The organism is Brevibacterium senegalense (assembly GCF_000285835.1).
Taxonomy (GTDB): Bacteria; Actinomycetota; Actinomycetes; order Actinomycetales; family Brevibacteriaceae; genus Brevibacterium; species Brevibacterium senegalense.
Map to the genome: position 1 here is coordinate 41065 of NZ_HE978603.1, position 21061 is coordinate 62125.

Consider the following 21061-nt stretch of genomic DNA (forward strand, 5'->3'; position numbering starts at 1 on the left):
CTCAGAGTTCCGCCGCAGCGGGCTCCTGCGGCAGCGTCGCGTCCGGGGCCGCGTCGTCATCCGTCGCAGCCTGCGACGGGTCCTCGAGGAGACCCAGCTTCTGCTTGATCTTCATCTCGATCTCGTCCGCCAGCGCCGGGTTGTCCTTGAGGAAGCTGCGGACGTTCTCCTTGCCCTGGCCCAGCTGGTCACCCTCGTAGGTGAACCACGACCCGGACTTCCGGACGATGCCGTTGTCCACGCCCATGTCGATGAGGCTACCCTCGCGGGAGATGCCCTGGCCGTAGATGATGTCGAACTCCGCCTGCTTGAACGGCGGGGCGACCTTGTTCTTCACGACCTTGACGCGCGTGCGGTTGCCCACCGCGTCGCCGCCCTCCTTGAGGGTCTCGATCCGGCGCACGTCCAGTCGGACGGACGCGTAGAACTTGAGAGCCTTGCCGCCGGAGGTGGTCTCCGGGGAGCCGAAGAACACACCCACCTTCTCTCGCAGCTGGTTGATGAAGATCGCCGTCGTGTTCGACGCGGACAGGGCTCCGGCCAGCTTGCGCAGCGCCTGCGACATGAGGCGGGCCTGGAGACCCACGTGGGAGTCGCCCATCTCACCCTCGATCTCCGCCTTGGGCACGAGTGCCGCGACCGAGTCGACGACGACGATGTCGAGCGCGCCCGAGCGGATCAGCATGTCCGCGATCTCCAGTGCCTGCTCACCGGTGTCCGGCTGCGAGACGAGCAGCTGGTCCGTGTCCACGCCCAGCGCCTTCGCGTACACCGGGTCCAGCGCGTGCTCCGCGTCGATGAAGCCGGCGATGCCACCGTTGCGCTGCGCGTTGGCGACCGCGTGGAGCGCGACGGTCGTCTTGCCGGACGATTCCGGACCGTAGATCTCCACGACGCGGCCGCGCGGCAGCCCTCCGATGCCCAGGGCGATGTCGAGGGCGACGGAGCCCGTGGGGATCGCCTCGATGGGTGCGCGGGTCTCATCGCCCAGGCGCATGATCGCGCCCTTACCGTACTGCCGGTCGATCTGTCCCAGCGCCGATTCGAGCGCCTTCGACTTGTCTGCGCCTGCCGCACGCGGTGTGCGGGTCGACTTCCCTGCCATGTCTCCTCCTCCAGCGGACCTGTGTGATCACCTGTGCCCACACTAGGCACCGGCACGGACACACACGTCCGCGCTCCCCGTCGTGTGCATGAGCGGTGCGGTCGTCCCCATGCGGATCGACGCACCGTGATCGTGGTCCAGCCTAGCGCAATGGGAACACGTGTTCGAACACGACGGCGGGCATGTCGCGCGCCGTCTCCCCCGCTACAGCGGCGTCGAGTGCGGCTTGTCGCGACCCAGGCGCCGCTCCGCGGGCACGCCCGCCGCCTCGCAGACGGCGTGCCACACCTCGCGCGGGCCCAGACCCGCCTCGAACGCCTGCGCCGGGGTGCGGGAGCCCAGGGAGCTGAGTGCCAGGTCCGTGTGGAGCGAGGCGGCCCGGGCGCTGCCGAACTCGTCCTCCATGAGCTCCCAGTACAGGGCGTGGCGCACGGCGGGTCCTCAGATCCGGCCGGCCAGTGCGGGGCCGTCCGACAGCGAGTCCTGGTGCAGGAGTTCGACGGGGACGGTGTCCGGGATTGCGACGCCCTCGTCCAGGGCGAAGCGGTCGCTCACGTCGCGCAGCAGGCTCGAGACGGGCATCTCCAGTGCGCCGCAGATCGAGGCCAGGAGCTCCGAGGAGGCCTCCTTCTGACCGCGCTCGATCTCGCTGAGATACCCCAGCGACACGCGCGCGTCCGAGGACACCTCGCGCAACGTCCGGCCCTGACGACGGCGGGCGGTGCGCAGAGCATCACCGATCTCGATGCGCAGGAGAGTCATGCGGATCCTTTCTTGCCGACGCCGGTCACCGCCGGGCGGTGACGACACTGATACCCGTCCAACCCCCGTCGGACCGATTCTGTTCCCGCCAGCCTACAGGCGCCCCCTGACACATTCCTGCGCGCCCGGTCCCCGCTCGCTCCGCCCGCTCCGGCACGGCGCGCGGGTCCCGGTCAGAGCACGGACAGGAGGAGGCGCAGGCCGGCGGTGACGGTCTCCCGCCTGATCGCGTCCCGGTCCCCGGCCAGCGCCAAACGCCGTACGACGGGGGAAGCACCCTCCCGGTCGAGCGCCAGATGGACCGTGCCCACCGGCTGCCCGTCCTGCGGGTCCGGTCCCGCCACGCCCGTGCAGGACAGTCCGATCGACGCACCGCACGCCGTGCGCGCGCCGCGGGCCATCTGCATCGCGACGTCGCCGTCGACGGCGCCGCGGCTCTCCAGCAGGTCCGCGTCGACCCCGGCCAGTGCGCTCTTGAGGTCCGTCGCGTAGGTGATGAGGCCTCCCCGCAGCACCGCCGAGGCCCCGGGCACCGACGCGATCGTCGCCGCGACGAGGCCCGCTGTCAGGGATTCGCACGTCGCGACCGTGAACCCTGCGGACCGCAGTGCCGCGACGGCCTCGACCGCGAGCGGATCGGACCCCGCGGGCCTGTCCTCACCCGTGAGGACGCCCGCCCCGCCGGCGCCGGTCACGCCGCCTTCGCCTCACGGACGAGGCGGTAGGACTTCACGCAGTAGTCGATGCCCGTCACGAGGGTCACGACGATCGCCGCGGTGAGGATGATCCAGGCGACGACGGTCCAGCCGATCGCGACGGCGTGCGGCAGCCAGAGGAGGACCGGGACCCAGAGGAGCATCATCCCGATCGCGACGGTCTGGAGCACGGTCTTGAGCTTGCCGCCCTTCGACGCCGGTAGGACGACCCATCGGATGATGACGAAGCGCAGCACGGTGATGCCGAACTCGCGGATGAGGATGACGAGCGGCACCCACAGGGGCAGCGTGCCCACGATCCACAGTCCGATGAGGGCGGAGGCCATGAGCGCCTTGTCCGCGATGGGGTCCGCGATCTTGCCGAAGTCCGTGATGATGTCCCAGCGCCGGGCCAGCGTCCCATCGATCCAGTCCGTCACCATCGCGCCGGCGAAGACCGCGAAGGCCCACGTGCGCAGGACCGGGTCCCCACCGCCCTGCTGGAGCAGCAGGACGAGGAACACCGGCACCAGCAGGATCCTCAGCACCGTGAGGGCGTTGGGCAGGTTCCAGCTGCTGGGCGCCTGCGCACCCGTCGTCGACTCGTTCACGTCCACCAGCCTATCGGCACGGCCGCGACCGCGACCGGGCGCCTCACCGCCCCGTCTGCTCCCACACGTCCTCGTCCGCGGTCTCGACGACCTCGAGCCCGGTCGCGTCGTCCCACACCCGCCCGGAGGCGTCCGTCGTCGTGCTGTGGTCCAGCACATCGCCGCCGAGGCCGTCGCCGCCGTCGTCCCAGCCCTCGCCGCCCGCTGCGGCCGGCGGGGCGGCCTCCTCCGCCGGAGGCTCCTCGCCGCGGATGACCGCGAGCGTGGCCGGAAGGTCCTCGGGGCGCACGAGGACGTCGCGCGCCTTGGACCCCTCGGAGGCGCCCACGACCCCACGGGACTCCATGAGGTCCATGAGCCGGCCGGCCTTCGCGAAGCCCACGCGCAGCTTGCGCTGCAGCATCGAGGTCGAGCCGAACTGGGTCGTGACGACGAGCTCCGCCGCCTGCAGCAGCAGGTCGAGGTCGTCGCCGATCTCCTCGTCGATCTGCTTCTTGGGCGCTTCGACGGCGACGTCCTCGCGGTAGACCGGGGTCAGCTGCGACTTCACATGCGCGACGACCTCCTCGATCTCCGATTCGTTGACCCACGCGCCCTGCACGCGCATGGGCTTCGCGGCGCCCATGGGGAGGAACAGTGCGTCGCCCTGCCCGATCAGCTTCTCCGCACCCGGCTGGTCCAGCACGACGCGGGAGTCCGCCAGCGACGACGTCGCGAACGCCAGGCGCGAGGGCACGTTGGCCTTGATGAGGCCGGTGACGACGTCGACGGAGGGCCGCTGCGTGGCGAGGATCAGGTGGATGCCCGCGGCGCGGGCCAGCTGGGTGATGCGCTGGATGCTCGCCTCGACGTCGCGCGGGGCGACCATCATGAGGTCCGCCAGCTCGTCGACGACGACCAGCAGGTACGGGTACGGGTGCAGCTCGCGCTCGGAGCCCGGGGGCACGCTGATGCGCCCCTCGCGCACCGCCTTGTTGAACTCCTTCACGTGCTTGAATCCGAAGTGGGCGAGGTCGTCGTAGCGCGCGTCCATCTCCCGCACGACCCACTCGAGGGCCTCGGCGGCCTTCTTGGGGTTCGTGATGATGGGCGTGATGAGGTGCGGGATCCCCTCGTAGATCGTGAGCTCGACCCGCTTGGGGTCGACGAGGATCATGCGCACCTCGTCCGGGGTCGCCCGCATCATGATCGACGTGATCATCGAGTTGATGAAGCTCGACTTGCCGGCACCGGTCGCACCCGCGACCAGCAGGTGCGGCATCTTCGAGAGGTCCGCGACGACGAAGCCGCCCTCGACGTCCTTGCCCACGCCCATGACCATCGGGTGATCGGTCTTCCGCGCCGCGTTGGACCGCAGCACGTCTCCCAGCGACACCGTCTCGCGGTCCGTGTTGGGGATCTCGATGCCGATCGCCTTCTTGCCCGGGATGGGCGAGAGGATCCGCACGTCCGCGCTGGCGACGGCGTAGCTGATGTTCTTCGACAGCGCCGTGACCTTCTCGACCTTCGTGCCCGGCGCCAGCTCGACCTCGTAGCGGGTCACGGTGGGACCGCGCGAGAAGCCGGTGACCTCCGCGTCGATCTTGAACTGCTCCATGACGTCGCGCAGCGCCTCGACGACGCGGTCGTTCGCCTCCGACCGTTCCTTGGGCGGCGGTCCGGCCGTCAGCGAGTCCGACGACGGCAGGGTGTAGGTGACGTCGCCGTTGAGCTCCAGCTGGGCGACGCGCTGCGGCAGCTCGCCGGTGGCTTGGGGGGCCGGGGTGGACACCGTCGGCACCGGTGCAGTCGCGGACTCGGAGTCGTCCGCCGAGGCCGGGGTCGCCTCCGCGCCGGGCCCCGGCATCGCGCGGGTCTCGTCCTCCATGCCCACGGAGCGGCGCAGCTTCTGCGCCTCCTTCTCCGCCTTCGTGGGCCGGCGCTCGCCGGGTCGGTACGCGGGCTCCGCGTCCGCCTCCGCGGTCGCGTCGACGTCGTACACGTCCGCCGTGCGCCGGCGGGCGGAGTTCCCGGACCCGGCCGCGGGAGTCCCGTCGACCTCGGCCTCGTGGATGTAGGCCTTGTCGTAGGCGACGTCCGTCTCGTCCTCGTGGCGCGGGGTCTCCGCGGCCTCGTCCGCGGCCTTCCGCTTCGCACCGCGGCGCCGCCCCATCGGCTTGAGCGTCGAGGTGGTGCGCCCGCTGGCGACGAGGTCGTCATCCCCGGCGCCCTCCCCGTCCCGGGTGGCGGGAGCGCCGTCGACCAGCCGGCGATAGGCGCCCACGAGTCGCTCGGGGATCCGGCGGACCGGGGTGGCGGTGAGGATGAGGAGCGAGAACAGTCCCAGGAGCACCAGCAGCGGCACGGCGACGTAGACGGTCGTGGCCGCGACGAGCGGGGAGGAGACGACATAGCCGATCGCTCCGCCCCCGTTGACCATCGCCTCGCGCGAGTTCACGAAGCCGGGCACGCCGGCGGCGATGTGCGCCAGGCCGGCCGCGGACACGATCAGCGCGCACCCGCCCACGAGGATGCGGTTGTTGCCGCGCGTGTCCTCACCGCGCAGGAAGAGACGAATTGCGTAGGCCAGCAGGATCAGCGGCAGCGCCAGCGCGACGCGGCCGAAGGTCCCCTCGACGACGGCGCGCACGCCGTCGCCCACGACGCCGGGCACGTGCCACCACTCGAAAGCTGCGACGACGATCGCGAGCGCCACGAGCGCGAAGCCGGTGCCGTCGCGGCGCACGGGCGCGTCCTGGGTCTCCTGGGGGTCGAGGGTCCGCCTGGTCCGGTCACCGGCCATGTGAGCCACTCCCATCCATGCTCCGGTCAGGATCCCGTTCCGGCCGGATGCGTCGTCGGATCCCCCGGTCCGGGTGCGCGCGGCGGCGGTCCGCTTGCGTCCGCGGGACGCCGGAGGGGCATCCGCGGCCTTCGTGGACCTGCGCGCGCGACCTGTGCTGGCGGGGGAAGTCGTACTGGTCGCCATGGTGCCCATGGTATTCCCAGGTCCGCCCCGGTCGTCGGATTCACGGATCCCGGCGTGTGGGGCGGCCACGCGCTAGGCTCGTGGCGGTCAGCCGTCGTCCACGCACAGAGGTCCCGATGCCCCACGCCTCCGCCCGTTCCGTCCCGCAGGTCGGCTTCGACCGCGAGCGCTACATCGCCCTCCAGTCGGACCGCATCCGCGCCCGGCAGCGGGAGATCGGCGGCCGTCTCTACCTGGAGATGGGCGGCAAGCTCTTCGACGACCTGCACGCCGCGCGCGTGCTCCCCGGGTTCGCCCCGGACACGAAGATCGCGATGCTCGAGCAGCTGCGCGACGAGCTGGAGATCGTCATCGCCGTCAACGCCCGCGATCTGCGCCGGAACAAGATGCGCGCGGATCTGGGGATCACCTACGAGGACGAGGTCCTGCGGCTCGTCGACTCGTTCCGCGCCCGCGGCTTCCTCGTGGAGAACGTCGTCGTCACGCAGCTGGACGATGCGGACGAGACCGGCCACGGGTTCCGCGACCGCCTCGAGCGGCTGGGCCTGCGGACGGTCCGCCACCGGACGATCCCCGGCTATCCCACGGACGTGTCCCGGATCGTGGGCGAGGACGGCTTCGGCCGCAACGAGGCGTTCGAGCCCTCGCGCGACCTCGTCGTGCTGACCGCGCCGGGCCCCGGATCCGGGAAGCTCGCGACGTGCCTGTCGCAGATCTACCACGACCACCGGAGGGGCGTGCCGGCCGGCTACGCGAAGTTCGAGACGTTCCCGGTGTGGGACCTGCCGCTCGAGCACCCCGTCAACCTCGCGTACGAGGCGGCGACGGCGGACCTCGAGGACCTCAACGTCATCGATCCGTACCACCTGCGCGCGTACGGCGAGCAGGTGACGTCCTACAACCGCGACGTCGAGGTGTTCCCCCTCCTCACCGCGCTGCTGGAGCGGATCGATGGCAGCAGCCCGTACCGCTCCCCCACGGACATGGGCGTCAATCTCGTGGGCGCCTGCATCGCGGACGACGCGGTGTGCCGCGAGGCGGCGGGCCAGGAGATCATCCGGCGCTGGTTCCAGGCGCGCGTCGAGGAGCAGCGCGCGGTCACGGACGAGGGCGTCTCCGAGCGCATCGGCCTCGTCATGCGGCGCACGGGCATCGACGTCGACGACCGCCCGGTCGTGCGACCCGCCCGCGCTCTGGCAGAGGCGGAGCAGTCCCCGGCCTCCGCGATCCGCCTGCACGACGGCACCCTCGTGACCGGCAAGACGAGTCCGCTGCTGGGGTGCTCCGCCGCGATGCTGCTGAACGCGCTCAAGCACCTGGCCGGGATCGAGCGGACCGCGCATCTGCTGTCCCCGGAGTCGATCGAACCGATCCAGACCCTCAAGACCCAGCACCTGGGCAGCCGCAACCCGCGCCTCCACACGGATGAGGTCCTCATCGCCCTGTCCGTGTCCGCGGCGTCCTCGGAGAACAGCCGCCGGGCGCTGGCGCGCCTGGCGGACCTCACGGACACAGACGCCCACACGACGACGATCCTGGGCTCCGTCGACGAGGGGATCTTCCGCAGCCTGGGCATCCGGGTCACGAGCGATCCCGTCTACCAGCGGAAGTCGGAGCTCTACCACAAGCGCTGACCGCGGCGACCCCGCCGAACGCCGGAGGGCCGGCCGCACCGTGCGGTGCGGCCGGCCCTCGGCGGTCCGGTCGGCGGTCACGACCGCCGGTCGGGGTCTGCCCGTCAGCCCAGCAGCTCGTACGCGGGGATCGTGAGGAAGTCCGCGTACTCCTCCTGCGTCGCCATCGTCGCGAACAGGTCGCGCGAGGTCGCCCAGTCCGTCTCCGCACCGGGGAGCTTCGCGACCTCCTCCTCGATGAGACGGCCCACGAGCTCCTGCGTGACCTTCTCGCCCGTGTCGGCCAGCGTCACCCCGAAGTGCAGCCACTGCCAGACCTGCGAGCGGGAGATCTCCGCCGTCGCCGCGTCCTCCATGAGGCCGTTGATCGCCGCCGCGCCGTTGCCGCCCAGCCACGCCTGGACGTACTGGATGCCGACAGTGATGTTGGCGCGCAGGCCCGCCTCCGTCACGTCGCCGGGCGTGTCCTTGACGCTCAGCAGATCCGCCGCGGTGACGTTCACGTCCTCGCGCTTCTTGCCGATCTGGTTGGGGTTCTCCCCCAGCACCTTGTCGAACTGCGCGCGGCAGGCCTCGACCATGCCCGGGTGCGCGACCCAGGAGCCGTCGAAGCCGTCGGTCGCCTCGCGCGTCTTGTCCTTCTCGACCTGGTCGAAGGCCTTCTTGTTGGCCTCCTCGTCCTTGGACGGGATGAACGCGCTCATGCCGCCGATCGCGTGCGCGCCGCGCTTGTGGCACGTGCGGACCAGGAGCTCCGTGTACGCGCGCATGAACGGCACGGTCATCGTGACGAGGCCGCGGTCCGGGAGGATCCACTCCTCGCCCTTCGCGCGGTGGGTCTTGATGACAGAGAAGATGTAGTCCCAGCGACCCGCGTTGAGGCCTGCGGAGTGGTCGCGCAGCTCGTAGAGGATCTCCTCCATCTCGAAGACCGCGGGGTAGGTCTCGATGAGGCAGGTCGCGCGGATCGTTCCCTGCGGGACGCCCAGGGCGTCCTGCGCGTGGACGAACACGGCGTTCCACAGGCGGGCCTCGAGGTGCGACTCCATCTTGGGCAGGTAGAAGTACGGTCCGCGGCCCTTCGCGATCTGCTCGCGACCGGCGGTCGCGAAGTACAGCGCGAAGTCCACGAGCGAGCCGGAGGCGATCTCGCCGTCGACCAGGAGGTGCTTCTCCTCGAGGTGCCAGCCGCGGGGGCGCACGACGATGGTCGGCAGCTCCTCGTCGGGGCGCAGCGCGTACGACTTGCCCTGCTCGGAGACGAAGTCGATCTCGCGGCGGGTCGCGTCCAGGAGGTTCACCTGGCCGCCGATGACGGAGTCCCACGCGGGGGTGTTCGCGTCCTCCTGGTCGGCCAGCCAGACCTTCGCGCCGGAGTTGAGCGCGTTGATCGTCATCTTCTTGTAGGTGGGGCCGGTGACCTCGACGCGGCGGTCCTCCAGGCCGGGTGCGGGCGCGGCGACCTGCCACGAGTCGTCCTCGCGGATCGCGCGCGTCTCCTCGAGGAAGTCCAGCTCCTCGCCGGCGTCCAGGCGGGCCTGGCGCTCGACGCGGGCCGCGAGGCGCTCCTTGCGCGTCGCCGCGAACTCGCGGTGGAGCGAGACGATGAGCTTCAGTGCGTCGGGGGTGAGCACCTTCTCCGCCCCCTCGGGCAGCGGGGTCGTGATCTCGAGGCCCTCGGGCAGTTCGATGGTCGTGTCGGTCATGCGATTCTCCTCTTCGGGTGATGCGGCGGGGATGTGGAGTGGTGGGTCAGGAGGCCGTCTCTGCCGGGTCGGCGCCCAGGGCTGCGAGCACCGCGTCCGCGATGACCGCGTCCTCAGCCGGCTTGCCCCCGGCGACGCCCAGGCCGCCCACGACGACGCCGCCGAAGGCGATCGGGACGCCGCCGGCGATGCTCGTGAGGAGGCCCCCGGTGCCGTGCTCCAGCTTCTGCGCCAGCTCCGGCACGATGAGTGCGCTGGGGCGGCGGGTGGAGGCCGCGGTCTGGGCCTTGCGGCGGCTCGTCTCGACGCTGTGCGGGGTCATCCCGTCGGTGCGTCCGTACGCGACCATCTGGAGGGCCGGGTCGACGACGGTCGCGCACGTGCGCACGCCCGCCTTCCGCCCCTCCTCGATCGTGAGAGCGACGGCCCGCGCGGCCAGGTCGTACGTGACGGTGGGCTGGGCGAAGGAGACGGTCTCCCCCGTCGCCGAGGTCGTGGTGGCGTCTGCGGTCACTGCTGCTCCTGCTCCGGTCGTCGCCGCTGCTGCGGCGGGTGTGGTGGTGGCGGGGGCGTCCGCGGTCGGAGCGGCGGATGACCGCGCCTCCAGGAGGACGCCCGGGTTGAGGATGCCCTGCGGATCGAGGGCGTCCTTGATCCGCTGGTTGACCTCGAGCACATCCGGACCCAGGTAGCCCGGCAGCCACGGCTGCTTGAGGCGGCCCACGCCGTGCTCGCCCGTGATCGTGCCGCCCAGCTCGACCGCGAGGTCCATGATGCGGCCGTAGGCGTCGTGCGCCCGCGCACGCTGACCGGCGTCCGTGGGGTCGAAGACGACGAGCGGGTGCGTGTTGCCGTCGCCCGCGTGCGCCATGACGGCGACGAGGACGTCGAACTCCTGCGAGATCGCCTCGATGCCGCTCACCAGGGCGCCCAGGCGGGGCAGCGGGACGCCCACGTCCTCGAGGAGGATCGTGCCCTTCTTCTCGATCGCGGGGATGGCGATGCGGCGGGCCTGGATGAAGGCCTCGCCCTCGTCCGGGTCGTCCGTGGAGAAGACCTCGTCCGCGCCGTTCTCCTCGCAGATCGCGGTCACCTGCGCGATCTCGACCCCGGCGTGCTCCGCGGGCTCGTCGGACTGGACGATGATCATCGCGGCGGAGTCGCGGTCGAGTCCCATGCGGGTCTCGTCCTCGACCGCGTTGATCGTGGGCCGGTCCATGAACTCGAGCATCGACGGGCGCATCGACTGGGTGATCGCCAGGACGGCCGCGGTCGCGGAGTCGAGCGTGGGGAATGTCGCGACGAGGGTCTGCGGGGTCCGCTGCGCCGGCACCAGGCGGAGCGTGACCTCCGTGATGATGCCCAGGGTGCCCTCGCTGCCCACGAACAGCTTCGTGAGGGACAGGCCGGCGACGTCCTTGAGGCGGGGTCCGCCCAGTTCGATGAGCCGACCGTCCGCCAGGACGACCTTCATGCCCAGCACGTAGTCGGTCGTGACGCCGTACTTGACGCAGCAGAGGCCGCCGGCGTTCGTCGCGATGTTGCCGCCGATCGAGCAGAACGTGAAGGACGCGGGGTCCGGCGGGTACCAGAGGCCGTGCTGCGCGGCGGCGTCCTTGACCTCCGCGTTGAACGCGCCCGGCTGCGTGACGACGGTGCGGGTGACGGGATCCACGCGGATGTCCCGCATGCGGTCGAGCGAGAGCGAGATGCCGCCGTCGATCGCGGTGGACCCGCCGGACAGGCTGGTGCCCGCACCGCGCGGGACGACGGGGGTCCCGGTCGCCGCGGCGTAGCGGACGACGGCCTGGACGTCCTGGGCCGAGGTCGCGCGGACGACCGCCGCGGGGACGCCGGCGTCCGGGTCCTCCGCACGATCGCGGCGGTACGCCTCGGTCTTGACCGGATCGGTGATGAGCGCGCCGTCCGGCAGCTGTGCCGCCAGCTCCTCGAGCGTGGTGGCGACCGGGGTCGCCGGTGCAGCGACGGTGTCTGTCATGGAGGGGCCTTTCGACGTCGATCGGGCGGTTCGGCGATCGCCCGGGACGGAGCACCACGCGGGCGCGCTGTGCTCCGGGTCACGATATGCCCCGAACCTAGCACCTCACGATCACGCCTCTGAAATTGTGCTTCCGCACAGTGAAATCACCGTCGCTCAGGACGGCTGTGACTCCACTCCTCGACGCAATCGAGTCCGTGTTGCGAGATCGTGACCGTGATCCTGACCACGAACAGGGAAGAACGTGATAGAAACCTCGGAGTGGCCCGCACCACACACCCGTGACCGCCGGCCGTCCGTCGCCCTCCCCCTGTTCCAGAGAGATCCGATCCCCCATGGACAACATCGCACTCGCGGCGCTCCTCGCAGCGTCGCCCATCCTCGTCGCGGGCGTGCTGCTGCTCGTCTTCCGCGCGCCCGCCACCGTCGCGATGCCCGCGGCCCTCGTCGTCGCTGCCCTCGTGGGCTTCTTCGGCTGGGGCATCTCGTGGGTCACGATCAGCGCCTCCGTGATCCAGGGCATCATCGTCGCCCTGGGACTGCTGTGGATCGTGTTCGGAGCGCTGCTGCTCCTGTCGACCCTCACGAAATCCGGGGCGATCGACTCGATCAAGGCCGGCTTCGTCTCGATCTCGCCCGACCGCCGGATCCAGGTCATCATCATCGCCTGGCTGTTCGGCAGCTTCATCGAGGGCGCGGCCGGCTTCGGCGCTCCCGCCGCGGTCGTCGCCCCGCTGCTGCTGGCCCTGGGCTTCCCCGCCGTCGCCGCCGTGCTGGCGGGCCTCATCATCCAGTCGACCCCCGTGAGCTTCGGCGCGGTCGGCACCCCGATGCTCACCGGCATCGGGCAGGGACTGCAGTCCGGCGACGCCCTCACCTACCCCCAGCCGGTCCTCGACCGCATGGCGGAGCTGGGCATCACGGAGCAGACCGCGTTCGTCGCGCACACCGCTGCCCAGGTCGCCACGCTGCACGCGATCTGCGGCCTCATGATCCCCCTCGTCCTCGTGTGCTTCATGACCCGATTCTTCGGTGAGCAGCGCAGCTTCCGGGCCGGCCTGGCCGTGGCTCCGTTCGCCCTGTTCGCCGCGGTCTCGTTCGTCGTCCCCTACCTGCTCGTCGCGAAGTTCCTGGGTCCGGAGTTCCCGTCGATGCTGGGCGCCCTCATCGGCCTCCTCATCGTCGTCTCCGCCGCGCGTGCCGGCTTCCTCCAGCCCAAGGACACGTGGGAGTTCGCCCCGCGCCACCGCTGGCCCTCCCAGTGGATGGGGTCCGTCGACCCCAAGGACGAGGAGGTCGTGCTCGAGAAGAAGATGCCGCTGGTCCTCGCGTGGTCGCCCTACCTCATCGTCGTCGCGCTGCTGCTGCTCACCCGCAACATCCCCGCCGTCAAGGCCTTCCTCACCGGTCCCGCGGCGATCAAGATCGAGGACATCCTGGGCACCGGCATCAGCCAGACCTCGGACCTCCTCTACTCCCCCGGATTCCTCTTCATCATCGCGGCGCTCCTCACGATCCCGCTCCAGCGGATGAAGGGCGCCCAGGTGGCCCGTGCCTGGCGTGTGGCCGGAGGCCAGATCGCCGGTGCGGCCTTCGCTCTGCTGTGCTCGGTGCCGATGGTCCGCGTCTTCATCAACTCGGGTGCGGACTACAACTCGACCGGCATGGACTCGATGCCGCTCATCCTGGCGGACGCCGCAGCGAACGCCGCCGGCTCCACGTGGCCGCTCTTCGCCCCGTTCGTGGGCGCGCTGGGCGCCTTCGTCGCCGGCTCGAACACCGTCTCGAACCTCATGTTCTCGCAGTTCCAGTTCGCCACGGGCGTGAACCTGGGCGTCTCCTCGCCGGAAACGATCGTCGCCGCACAGGCCGTGGGCGGAGCGGCCGGCAACATGGTCGCGGTCCACAACGTCGTCGCGGCCTCCGCGACGGTGGGGCTGCTGGGCCGCGAGGGACTCATCCTCCGCAAGACGGTGCTGCCCATGCTCGTCTACAGCCTCATGGCCGGCTCACTCGCCTTCATGATGGTCTTCGGGGCCGGTCTCAACCTGGGCACGATCATCTTCTGCCTGCTGGTCATCGGACTGCTCGCCGCCTTCTTCACGCTGCGCACTCGACCCGACAGCCCCAACCCGGAGCTGCTGCCGGAACGGCCGGAGGGTGAGACGGCCGCGGACGAGGCGGTGGCGCGGTGACGGCGGCCCGCGCATCCACGGCGACCGCGTCGCTCCGATGACCGCCGCGGAGGACCGCGCGCACGCCTCCCGCCCGTCGGTCGTCCAGTCCGTCGATCGGACGATCGACGTGCTCGAGGCACTCGCGGAAGCGGGCGGGATCGCCCGGTCGAAGGAGATCGCTCAGTCCGTCGACCTCCCCGTGCCCACGGTCCACCGACTGCTGGCCACCCTGAATGCGCGCGGATACGTGCTCCAGCTGCCGGATCGCCGCTACGCCCTGGGGTCCCGTCTCGTACGACTGGGCGACGCCGCCGCTCAGCAGTCCGGGGCCCGGGTACAGCCGGCTCTCGGCCGCCTCGTCGCGGAGCTGGAGGAGACGGTCAACCTCGCGTTCCTCACGCAGGACACGATGACGTACGTCGCCCAGGCCTCGTCGCACCGGTCCATGCGGATGTTCACGGAGGTGGGTCGGCGGGTCGCGCTCCACACCTCGGGCGTGGGCAAAGCGGTCCTCACGACGATGCCGGATGCCCGGGTGCGCGACGTGCTGGACCACCTGGGCGCCCGGACCCGCGAAGCCGTCCTGCACGAGATCGAGGTGAGTCGCCGCCGCGGCTTCGCGATCGACGACGAGGAGCAGGAGGTGGGCGTCCGCTGTCTGGCTGTCGCTGTGCCGGGCGGGCCCGCGCCCGCCGCCCTGTCCGTCTCCGGCCCAAGCTCACGCCTGGAGCCCCGCGTGTACGCGCAGGTGGCGATGCACCTGCGCACCACCGCCGAGGAGCTGGCCGCAGGCTGGGCGACGAGCGCCGGCCGCTGACAGGACGCACAGCCGTCGATCCGTCGGCCTGAATGCGAGGCGCCCCGCCACCCTCACGGGTGGCGGGGCGCCTCGCTGTCATCGCGGACGTCGACTCACAGGATCAGAGGACGACGACCTGCGGGACGATCATGGGCTTGCGCCGCAGCTTCGAGGAGATCCACCGGCCGATCGTGCGGCGGATGATCTGCTGGAGCTGGTGGCGGTCCTTCGTGCCGTTCCGCAGCGCTTCGAGCACGGCGGCCTCGACCTTGGGGGCGATGGTCGCGAAGGTGTCCGCGTCCTCGGCCACACCGCGCGTGTGGATCTCCGGCCCCGCGATGACCTCCCGACGCGACCCGTCGACCGCCATGAAGATCGACACGAAGCCCTCGCCCGCCAGAGTGAGGCGGTCCTTGAGGTCCGCCTCCGTGATCCCGCCCACGGACGAGCCGTCGACGAACAGGTCCTTCATGGGGTGGGCGCCCACGACGCGCGGCACGCCGTCGACCAGGTCGACGACGTAGCCGTTCTCCGCCAGCACGATCCGGTCCTCCGGCACCCCGGTCTGCCGCGCCAGCTCGCCGTTGGCCAGCAGGTGGCGCCACTCGCCGTGGACCGGCATGACACCGCGCGGCTGGACGATGTTGTACGTGTACAGCAGCTCGGCCGCAGAGGCGTGGCCGGACACGTGGATCTTCGCAGACCCCTTGTGGACGACCTTCGCGCCCAGTTTCATGAGCCCGTTGATGACGCGGAAGACGGCGTTCTCGTTCCCCGGCACCAGCGACGAGGCGAGGATGACCATGTCGCCCTCCCCCACCTCGACGGGGTGGGTGCGGTTCGCCATGCGACCCAGTGCCGCCATGGGCTCGCCCTGGCTGCCGGTGCTCATGAGGACGATCTGGTCGTCCGGGTAGTCGTCGACCCGCTTCATGTCGATGATGGTGCCGGCGGGCGCGGTCAGGTAGCCCAGATCCTGTGCGATCTTCATGTTCCGGACCATCGAGCGGCCCACGAACGCGACCTTGCGGCCGTGCGCGCTGGCGGCGTCGAGCACCTGCTGGACGCGGTGCACGTGGGAGGCGAAGGAGGCGACGATGATGCGGCGCTGCGCCTGCGCGAAGAGGTTGACGAGGACCGGTCCGATGTCCTTCTCGAACGGGGTGAAGCCCGGCACCTCCGCGTTCGTGGAGTCAGTGAGGAACAGGTCGACGCCCTCCTCGCCCAGGCGGGCGAAGGCGCGCAGGTCCGTGATCCGGCCGTCCAGCGGCAGCTGGTCCATCTTGTAGTCGCCGGTGTGGAGCACGTTGCCCGCACCCGTGCGGATCATGACGGCCAGCGCGTCCGGGATCGAGTGGTTGACCGCCAGGAACTCGAGGTCGAACGGACCCAGCTGGTCCGTGTCGTGCTCCTTCACGACCCGGGTGACGGGCCGGATGCGGTGCTCCTTGAGCTTCGCCTCGATGAGCGCGAGCGTGAGCGTCGAGCCCAGGATCGGAATGTCGTTGCGCTTGCGCAGCAGATACGGGACCGCGCCGATGTGGTCCTCGTGGCCGTGGGTGAGGACGAGGCCCACGATCCGGTCGTAGCGGCCCTCGAGGTAGGTGAGGTCCGGCAGGATCAGGTCGACGCCAGGCTGCTCCTCCTCCGGGAACAGGACGCCGCAGTCGACGATGAGGATCTTGCCGCGGTACTCGAAGACGGTCATGTTGCGACCGACCTCGCCCAGGCCGCCCAGCGCGACGATCCGCAGGTCGTCGGGGGACGGCTTGCGCGGTTCGCGGGTCTCCGATTGGAATGTCAGCACGTGAGGTATTCGCTCCTTCGCAGGGCTAGGCGCACCGCGTCGACCTGCTGCGCGTCAGCCGGCAGCAGGGGGAGTCGCGTGGTGCGCGAGGGGATCACGCCCAGGAGTTCCAGCGCCGCCTTCGCGGCGACGACTCCGGGCATGCGGTTCATGATCGCGTCCACCAGGGGGACCAGGTCCGCCGCGATCCGGCGGGCCGTCGCGACATCGTTCGACGCGACGAGGGAGACGAGGGTGCTGAAGCGGTCCGCGGCGACGTGTCCCACGACGGACACGATGCCGACGGCGCCGATCGACAGCAGGGGGAGGTTGAGCGCGTCCTCGCCCGAGTAGTAGGCGATGGTGCCGGAGGCCAGGACCTCCTGGGAGGCCGCCAGGCTGCCCTTCGCGTCCTTGACGGCGAGGATGCGCGGGTGCTCCGCCAGGGTGAGGATCGTCTGCGTGTCCAACGCGGTCGCGGACCGGCCGGGGATGTCGTAGAGCATGACCGGCAGGTCCGTCGCGTCCGCCAGGGCCCGAGTGTGCGCGATGACCCCGTCCTGGGTGGGGCGCGAGTAGTAGGGCGTCACGGACAGGAGGCCGTGGGCCCCCGCGTCCTGCGCGCTGTGGGCCAGGGAGATGGACTGCGCGGTGTGGTTCGTGCCCACGCCCGCGACGATGCGCGCGCGACCGGCGGCCGCGGACACGACGGCGCGGAGGATCTCCGTCTTCTCCGTGTCCGTCGTCGTCGAGGCCTCACCGGTGGTGCCGGAGACGACGAGCATGTCGTTGCCCAGACCCACCAGGTGGTCGACGGTCGCCTCCACGGCCGGCAGGTCGACGGCCCCCTCCGGGGTGAAGGGGGTGATCATCGCCGTGCCCACACGACCGAAGGCGTCGATCGCCGCGCGGTCTGCGGCGTCCTCTATCATGGCCATACTCCGATCCTACCCGCCGCGCGACCACCTGAGGGCCCACCGTGCACAAGCCGAACGCCGTGTCCGTCACAGCCCCCACCGCGACCGCCGGCCGGTCCGACCGTGTGCTGGGGATCGACCTGGCCCGCGGGCTGGCGCTCTTCGGGATGATGGCCACACACATCCTCCCCCGCATCGACGAGGCCGGGGCGCTCACCGTCGTGGGCCACCTGCAGGGGCGCGCGTCCGCGCTCTTCGCGGTCCTCGCAGGCATCTCGATCATCCTCTCGACCCGCGCGGTGCTGCGCGTCCCGGGCGCGCGGGCGTGGTCGGCCGCCGCGGCGGGCCTCGTGGTCCGCGGTGCCCTCATCGCCGTCATCGGACTGCTCCTGGGCGAGCTGCCGTCGGGGATCGCGATCATCCTCGTGAACTACGGCGCGCTCTTCGTCCTGGCACCGCTGTTCCTCCGCTTCCCCACGTGGTTACTGGGCGCGACCGCGTGGGCGTGGTTCCTCCTCGCGCCGCTCGTCTCGCACGCGCTGCGGACCGGATCGGTGGGAGACGCGGATCTCGTCATGCCGGCCTTCACGAGTCTGGCGGTGCCGGACATGTGGATCGGCCTGGTGCTGACCGGGTACTACCCGCTGCTGCAGTGGCTGGGCTACATCGTGCTGGGGATGTGGCTGGCACGCCTCGACTGGTCGGACGTCCAGTCGAGGATCGCGCTGCTGCTGGGCGGCAGCGCGGCCACCGTCCTCGCCCTGTCCGCCTCCGCGCTGCTCATGAACCTGCGCGGCCGATGGGAGCTCGAGTCCCTCTACGGCCAGCAGTGGGACTCGGGTCCCACCTTCGTCGACGAGGTCCTGCTGCTGGGCGCGTACGGGGTGGCACCCGCCGATTCCCCGTGGTGGCTGGTCGTCGCCGCACCCCATTCGGGCACCCCCGTCGACCTCGTGCAGACCGCGGGGGTCGCGATGGCGGTCATCGCCCTGTGCCTCCTGGTGGGGCCCGTCCTGGCGCGCGGGCCCGTCTGGCTGCACGCGTGGCTGTCCCGGCCAGGCTCCACTCCCCTGTCGATGTACACGCTGCACATCTGCGTGCTGGCCGCGGTCCAGGAGGTGCCGGACCTGCTCCCGCTGCCGGGGGTCGGCACGCTCACGCAGTGGTTCCTGCTCAACATCGCGATCATCATCGTCGCCGCGGTGCTGTGGACCTCACTCGTCTCCCGGCGCGGGCCCTTCGAAGCGGTCATGACGACGGCGGTGCGCGCGGTGCAGCGGCCCCTGCTCCGGGACCCCCGCACGCCCGCACCGCCGGCGTCCGGTGCGATCAGCGCTGCGCCGCCGCCCGGCCCATCCGCTGGACCGCATCGCTGAGAATCTCCGGTCGGGTCGCGAAGTTGAGGCGGACCGCGTCTCCGCCGCCGCGACCGAACACGTGCCCGGAGCTCAGTGCCACCCGCGCCTCGTCCAGGAAGAACTTCGCCGGACCCGCCAGATCGCTCACGACCGCCAGGGCGTCTGCGGAGGCCGGGGCGGACAGTCCCAGTGCGGACGCGTCGAGCCACGCCAGGTAGGTGGCCTGCGGCGGACGCCACGTCACCTGCGGCAGATGCTCCTCCAGCAGCCGTCCCAGCAGATCGCGGTTGTCCTCCAGTCCGCTCAGCAGCTGATCGAGCCACCCGCGGGAGGACTCGAAGCCTGCGGTGTGCGCGAGGATGCCCACGTGGCTGGGCCCGTGGCTCACCTCCTCCGGCAGGCGCGCAAGGTCCGCTGCGGCCTCCGGCCCGGCCATGAGCAGGGCGGCCTTGAGCCCCGCGAGGTTGAAGGCCTTCGATCCGCTCGTGAGGGCGAACGCGTTCTCCGCACCCGCGACGGACAGCAGCGGGACGAACGCGGCGCCCGAGTACACGAGCGGCGCGTGGATCTCATCGGAGATGATGCGGGCGCCGTGCCGGCGCGCGACCTCTGCGACCGCCTCCAGCTCTGCGCGGGTGTGGACGGTGCCGGTGGGGTTGTGCGGGTTCGACAGCAGCACGACCGGACGGTCGGAACCGGCCGCGCGGGCCCGCAGGAGGCCGTCTTCGATCGCGGCCGGGTCGAGCCGTCCCCCGTCGGTCAGCGAGGTCTCGACGATCTGCCTCTCCGCCCGCGTCACGAACGCGAAGAACGGCGCGTACACCGGTGAGGTGACGAGGACGGCGTCCCCGGGCCGGGTCAGCAGCCGCAGCGCCTCGACGATGCCCATCATGACGTCGGGCACCTGGGCGGTGCGGGCGGGGTCCAGTCCGGACCAGCCCCAGCGGTCCGACGCGAAGGCGGCGACGGCCTCGGCGTAGGCCGTTCCGAACGGGTAGCCGGTATCGCCGGTGCGGGCGGCCCGCACGATCGCCTCCGTCACCGCCGGCGCCAGCGTCACGTCCATCTCCGCCACCCAGAGCGGCAGGACGTCCTGCGGGTACAGGCTCCACTTCATGCTCGTGCGGGTCCGCAGGTCCTCGAGGGACGGTCCGAGCAGGGGGTTCTCGCTCATGACGATGCCTCCGTGTCCGTGTGTCGGTCGGTCCTCTCCATGCCGATCGCCTGTCGCATCGACGACCGCGCGCGCTTCCGGTCGCCCGCGGCGTCGTAGGCGCAGGACAGGCGGAACCACGACCGCCAGTCGTCCGGGGCCGCATCGGCCTCGCGCCGGTACTTCTCGAACTCCTCGTCCGCCGCCGCGCGGACGATGCGGCCGCCCGGCGTGCGCGGCAGCGTGTCCGGCGGCAGACCGCCCTCGCGCTCGAGGATCCCCGCCAGCCGCTCCGTCTGCGCGCCGAACAGCAGCTCGCGCAGGACCGTCCAGGCGCCCACGAGCGGCAGCGCCACGAGGGCCAGGCCGATCCCCTTCGCGACGAGCGACGGGTCCGACAGCATGATCCAGGCCCGCTGCAGGGTGAACCAGAAGTAGAGGAGGAGCGCCAGCGTGATGATCGCGACGCCCACCTTCGCACGCGTCATGCGAGGTCCAGGTAGGCCTCGAGGCCCACGTCCAGACCGGCGCGGTCGCCGATCGCCCGGACCGCGGTGAGGATGCCGGGCATGAATGCGGTGGTGGAGAACGTGTCCGTGCGCAGCGTGAGGGCCTCGCCGTCGGAGCCCAGGAGGATCTCCTCGTGCGCGTTCATCCCCTGCTGGCGGATCGCGTGCACGTGCACGCCGTCGATGACGGCGCCGCGCGCCCCGTCCGGGTCCGCGGCCGTCGCGTCCGGCATCGCACCCAGGCCCGCGGCGGTGCGGGCGGCGGCGATGCGACGGGCGGTGTGGGCGGCCGTGCCGGACGGCGCATCGAGCTTGCGGGTGTGGTGGATCTCGACGATCTCCGCGGAGTCGAAGTAGGGGGCGGCGAGCTCTGCGAACCGCATCGCCAGCACCGCTCCGATCGAGAAGTTGGGGGCGATGAGAACGGCGGCGTCCGGGTGCCCGGCCAGTCGCTCCCGCAGTGCGTCGAGCGCCTCCGGGGACCAGCCCGTCGTGCCCACGACGGTGTCGATCCCGTGGTCCACGAGGAACGCGACGTTCGCCTGCGTGGCATCCGGCACGGTCAGTTCGACGGCGACGTCGACGTCCGCCTCCAGCACGGTCTCGATCGGGTCGGAGCTGCCCAGCGCCGCGGCCAGCACCAGGCCGTCCGCCGCCTCGATCGCCCGGACGGCGTGCGAGCCCATGCGGCCCCCGGCCCCGATGACTGCCACTCGGATGTCGCTCACAGATCGTTCCCCGTCCTCCGGCGCGCGGGCCGGTCGTCCAACTGCGTCCGGCCCGATTCTACGAGTCCCCTACCGCCGGGGACGACCGCGCCCCCGCGGCCGGGAGGCTGCGGGGGCGCGGATTCAGCGGTGCGGGGCACCGCGACGGGCGTCG

The 21061-nt window shown here is 71.2% G+C and carries 17 protein-coding genes; 4 read left to right on the top strand and 13 right to left on the bottom strand.

Translation table 11 applies throughout. The annotated features are described in order from the left end of the window. Position 1 precedes the first annotated feature (1 nt). The 6 genes from recA to HGBR_RS07940 all read right to left on the bottom strand — a co-directional run bounded on the left by recA (position 2) and on the right by HGBR_RS07940 (position 5955). Positions 2 to 1105: a recombinase RecA gene (recA, locus tag HGBR_RS07915; protein ID WP_019158798.1), complete on the bottom strand. Its 1104-nt coding sequence runs from the start codon at positions 1103 to 1105 to the stop codon at positions 2 to 4. A gap of 204 nt (positions 1106 to 1309) precedes the next feature. After that, positions 1310 to 1537 carry a DUF3046 domain-containing protein gene (locus HGBR_RS07920; RefSeq protein WP_019158799.1) on the bottom strand — a complete coding sequence of 76 codons (228 nt, stop codon included), beginning with the start codon at positions 1535 to 1537 and terminating at the stop codon, positions 1310 to 1312. Positions 1538 to 1546: 9 nt separating this feature from the next. Then, positions 1547 to 1867, bottom strand: a complete 321-nt coding sequence (locus HGBR_RS07925; RefSeq protein ID WP_019158800.1) for a helix-turn-helix domain-containing protein — start codon at positions 1865 to 1867, stop codon at positions 1547 to 1549. A gap of 173 nt (positions 1868 to 2040) precedes the next feature. After that, on the bottom strand, positions 2041 to 2562 hold the full coding sequence (locus HGBR_RS07930; protein WP_019158801.1) for a CinA family protein: 522 nt from the start codon (positions 2560 to 2562) through the stop codon (positions 2041 to 2043). Beyond that, a complete protein-coding gene (gene pgsA, locus HGBR_RS07935) occupies positions 2559 to 3173 on the bottom strand; it encodes a CDP-diacylglycerol--glycerol-3-phosphate 3-phosphatidyltransferase (RefSeq protein WP_026077433.1) in 615 nt (204 codons plus the stop codon). The genes HGBR_RS07930 and pgsA overlap by 4 nt, the downstream gene beginning before the upstream one ends. A gap of 43 nt (positions 3174 to 3216) precedes the next feature. After that, positions 3217 to 5955: a DNA translocase FtsK gene (locus tag HGBR_RS07940; RefSeq protein ID WP_019158803.1), complete on the bottom strand. Its 2739-nt coding sequence runs from the start codon at positions 5953 to 5955 to the stop codon at positions 3217 to 3219. Between the two features lie 302 nt (positions 5956 to 6257). Here HGBR_RS07940 and HGBR_RS07945 point away from each other — a divergent pair, with 302 nt between their 5' ends. Next, the gene (locus tag HGBR_RS07945; RefSeq protein WP_019158804.1) at positions 6258 to 7775 is read left to right on the top strand and encodes a DUF1846 domain-containing protein; all 1518 of its coding nucleotides are present in this window, start codon (positions 6258 to 6260) and stop codon (positions 7773 to 7775) included. 104 nt (positions 7776 to 7879) lie between these two features. Here the strand turns inward: HGBR_RS07945 and aceB are convergent, their stop codons facing one another. Both aceB and HGBR_RS17080 read right to left on the bottom strand, forming a co-directional pair. Further along, positions 7880 to 9481, bottom strand: a complete 1602-nt coding sequence (gene aceB / locus HGBR_RS07950) for a malate synthase A (protein WP_019158805.1) — start codon at positions 9479 to 9481, stop codon at positions 7880 to 7882. A gap of 46 nt (positions 9482 to 9527) precedes the next feature. Continuing rightward, positions 9528 to 11480, bottom strand: a complete 1953-nt coding sequence (locus tag HGBR_RS17080) for an FAD-linked oxidase C-terminal domain-containing protein (protein WP_019158806.1) — start codon at positions 11478 to 11480, stop codon at positions 9528 to 9530. Positions 11481 to 11815: 335 nt separating this feature from the next. On the opposite strand from HGBR_RS17080, the gene HGBR_RS07960 reads away from it, so the two are divergent. After that, positions 11816 to 13675, top strand: coding sequence for an L-lactate permease (locus HGBR_RS07960; protein ID WP_019158807.1), 1860 nt, complete (start codon positions 11816 to 11818; stop codon positions 13673 to 13675). Between the two features lie 37 nt (positions 13676 to 13712). Further along, complete coding sequence (locus HGBR_RS07965) at positions 13713 to 14474, top strand: IclR family transcriptional regulator (RefSeq protein ID WP_026077435.1); 762 nt, start codon at positions 13713 to 13715, stop codon at positions 14472 to 14474. 103 nt (positions 14475 to 14577) lie between these two features. On the opposite strand, the gene HGBR_RS07970 is transcribed toward HGBR_RS07965, so the two are convergent. Further along, positions 14578 to 16263 (bottom strand): ribonuclease J, encoded by a 1686-nt coding sequence (locus HGBR_RS07970; protein ID WP_019158809.1) that lies wholly within the window; start codon positions 16261 to 16263, stop codon positions 14578 to 14580. Beyond that, positions 16257 to 17180 (bottom strand): 4-hydroxy-tetrahydrodipicolinate synthase, encoded by a 924-nt coding sequence (gene dapA / locus HGBR_RS07975; RefSeq protein ID WP_019158810.1) that lies wholly within the window; start codon positions 17178 to 17180, stop codon positions 16257 to 16259. Before dapA ends, HGBR_RS07970 begins: the two co-directional genes overlap by 7 nt. A gap of 41 nt (positions 17181 to 17221) precedes the next feature. On the opposite strand from dapA, the gene HGBR_RS17085 reads away from it, so the two are divergent. After that, a complete protein-coding gene (locus HGBR_RS17085) occupies positions 17222 to 18535 on the top strand; it encodes a heparan-alpha-glucosaminide N-acetyltransferase domain-containing protein (RefSeq protein WP_019158811.1) in 1314 nt (437 codons plus the stop codon). Here HGBR_RS17085 and HGBR_RS07985 read toward each other — a convergent pair. From HGBR_RS07985 to dapB, 3 genes are read right to left on the bottom strand one after another with little or no spacing between them, the layout of a single operon-like run. Further along, positions 18489 to 19691, bottom strand: a complete 1203-nt coding sequence (locus HGBR_RS07985; RefSeq protein ID WP_019158812.1) for a MalY/PatB family protein — start codon at positions 19689 to 19691, stop codon at positions 18489 to 18491. The two genes, HGBR_RS17085 and HGBR_RS07985, sit on opposite strands and share 47 nt — an antisense overlap. Further along, on the bottom strand, positions 19688 to 20158 hold the full coding sequence (locus tag HGBR_RS07990; RefSeq protein WP_019158813.1) for a hypothetical protein: 471 nt from the start codon (positions 20156 to 20158) through the stop codon (positions 19688 to 19690). The genes HGBR_RS07985 and HGBR_RS07990 overlap by 4 nt, the downstream gene beginning before the upstream one ends. Beyond that, the gene (dapB, locus tag HGBR_RS07995; protein ID WP_019158814.1) at positions 20155 to 20907 is read right to left on the bottom strand and encodes a 4-hydroxy-tetrahydrodipicolinate reductase; all 753 of its coding nucleotides are present in this window, start codon (positions 20905 to 20907) and stop codon (positions 20155 to 20157) included. Before dapB ends, HGBR_RS07990 begins: the two co-directional genes overlap by 4 nt. Positions 20908 to 21061 lie beyond the last annotated feature (154 nt).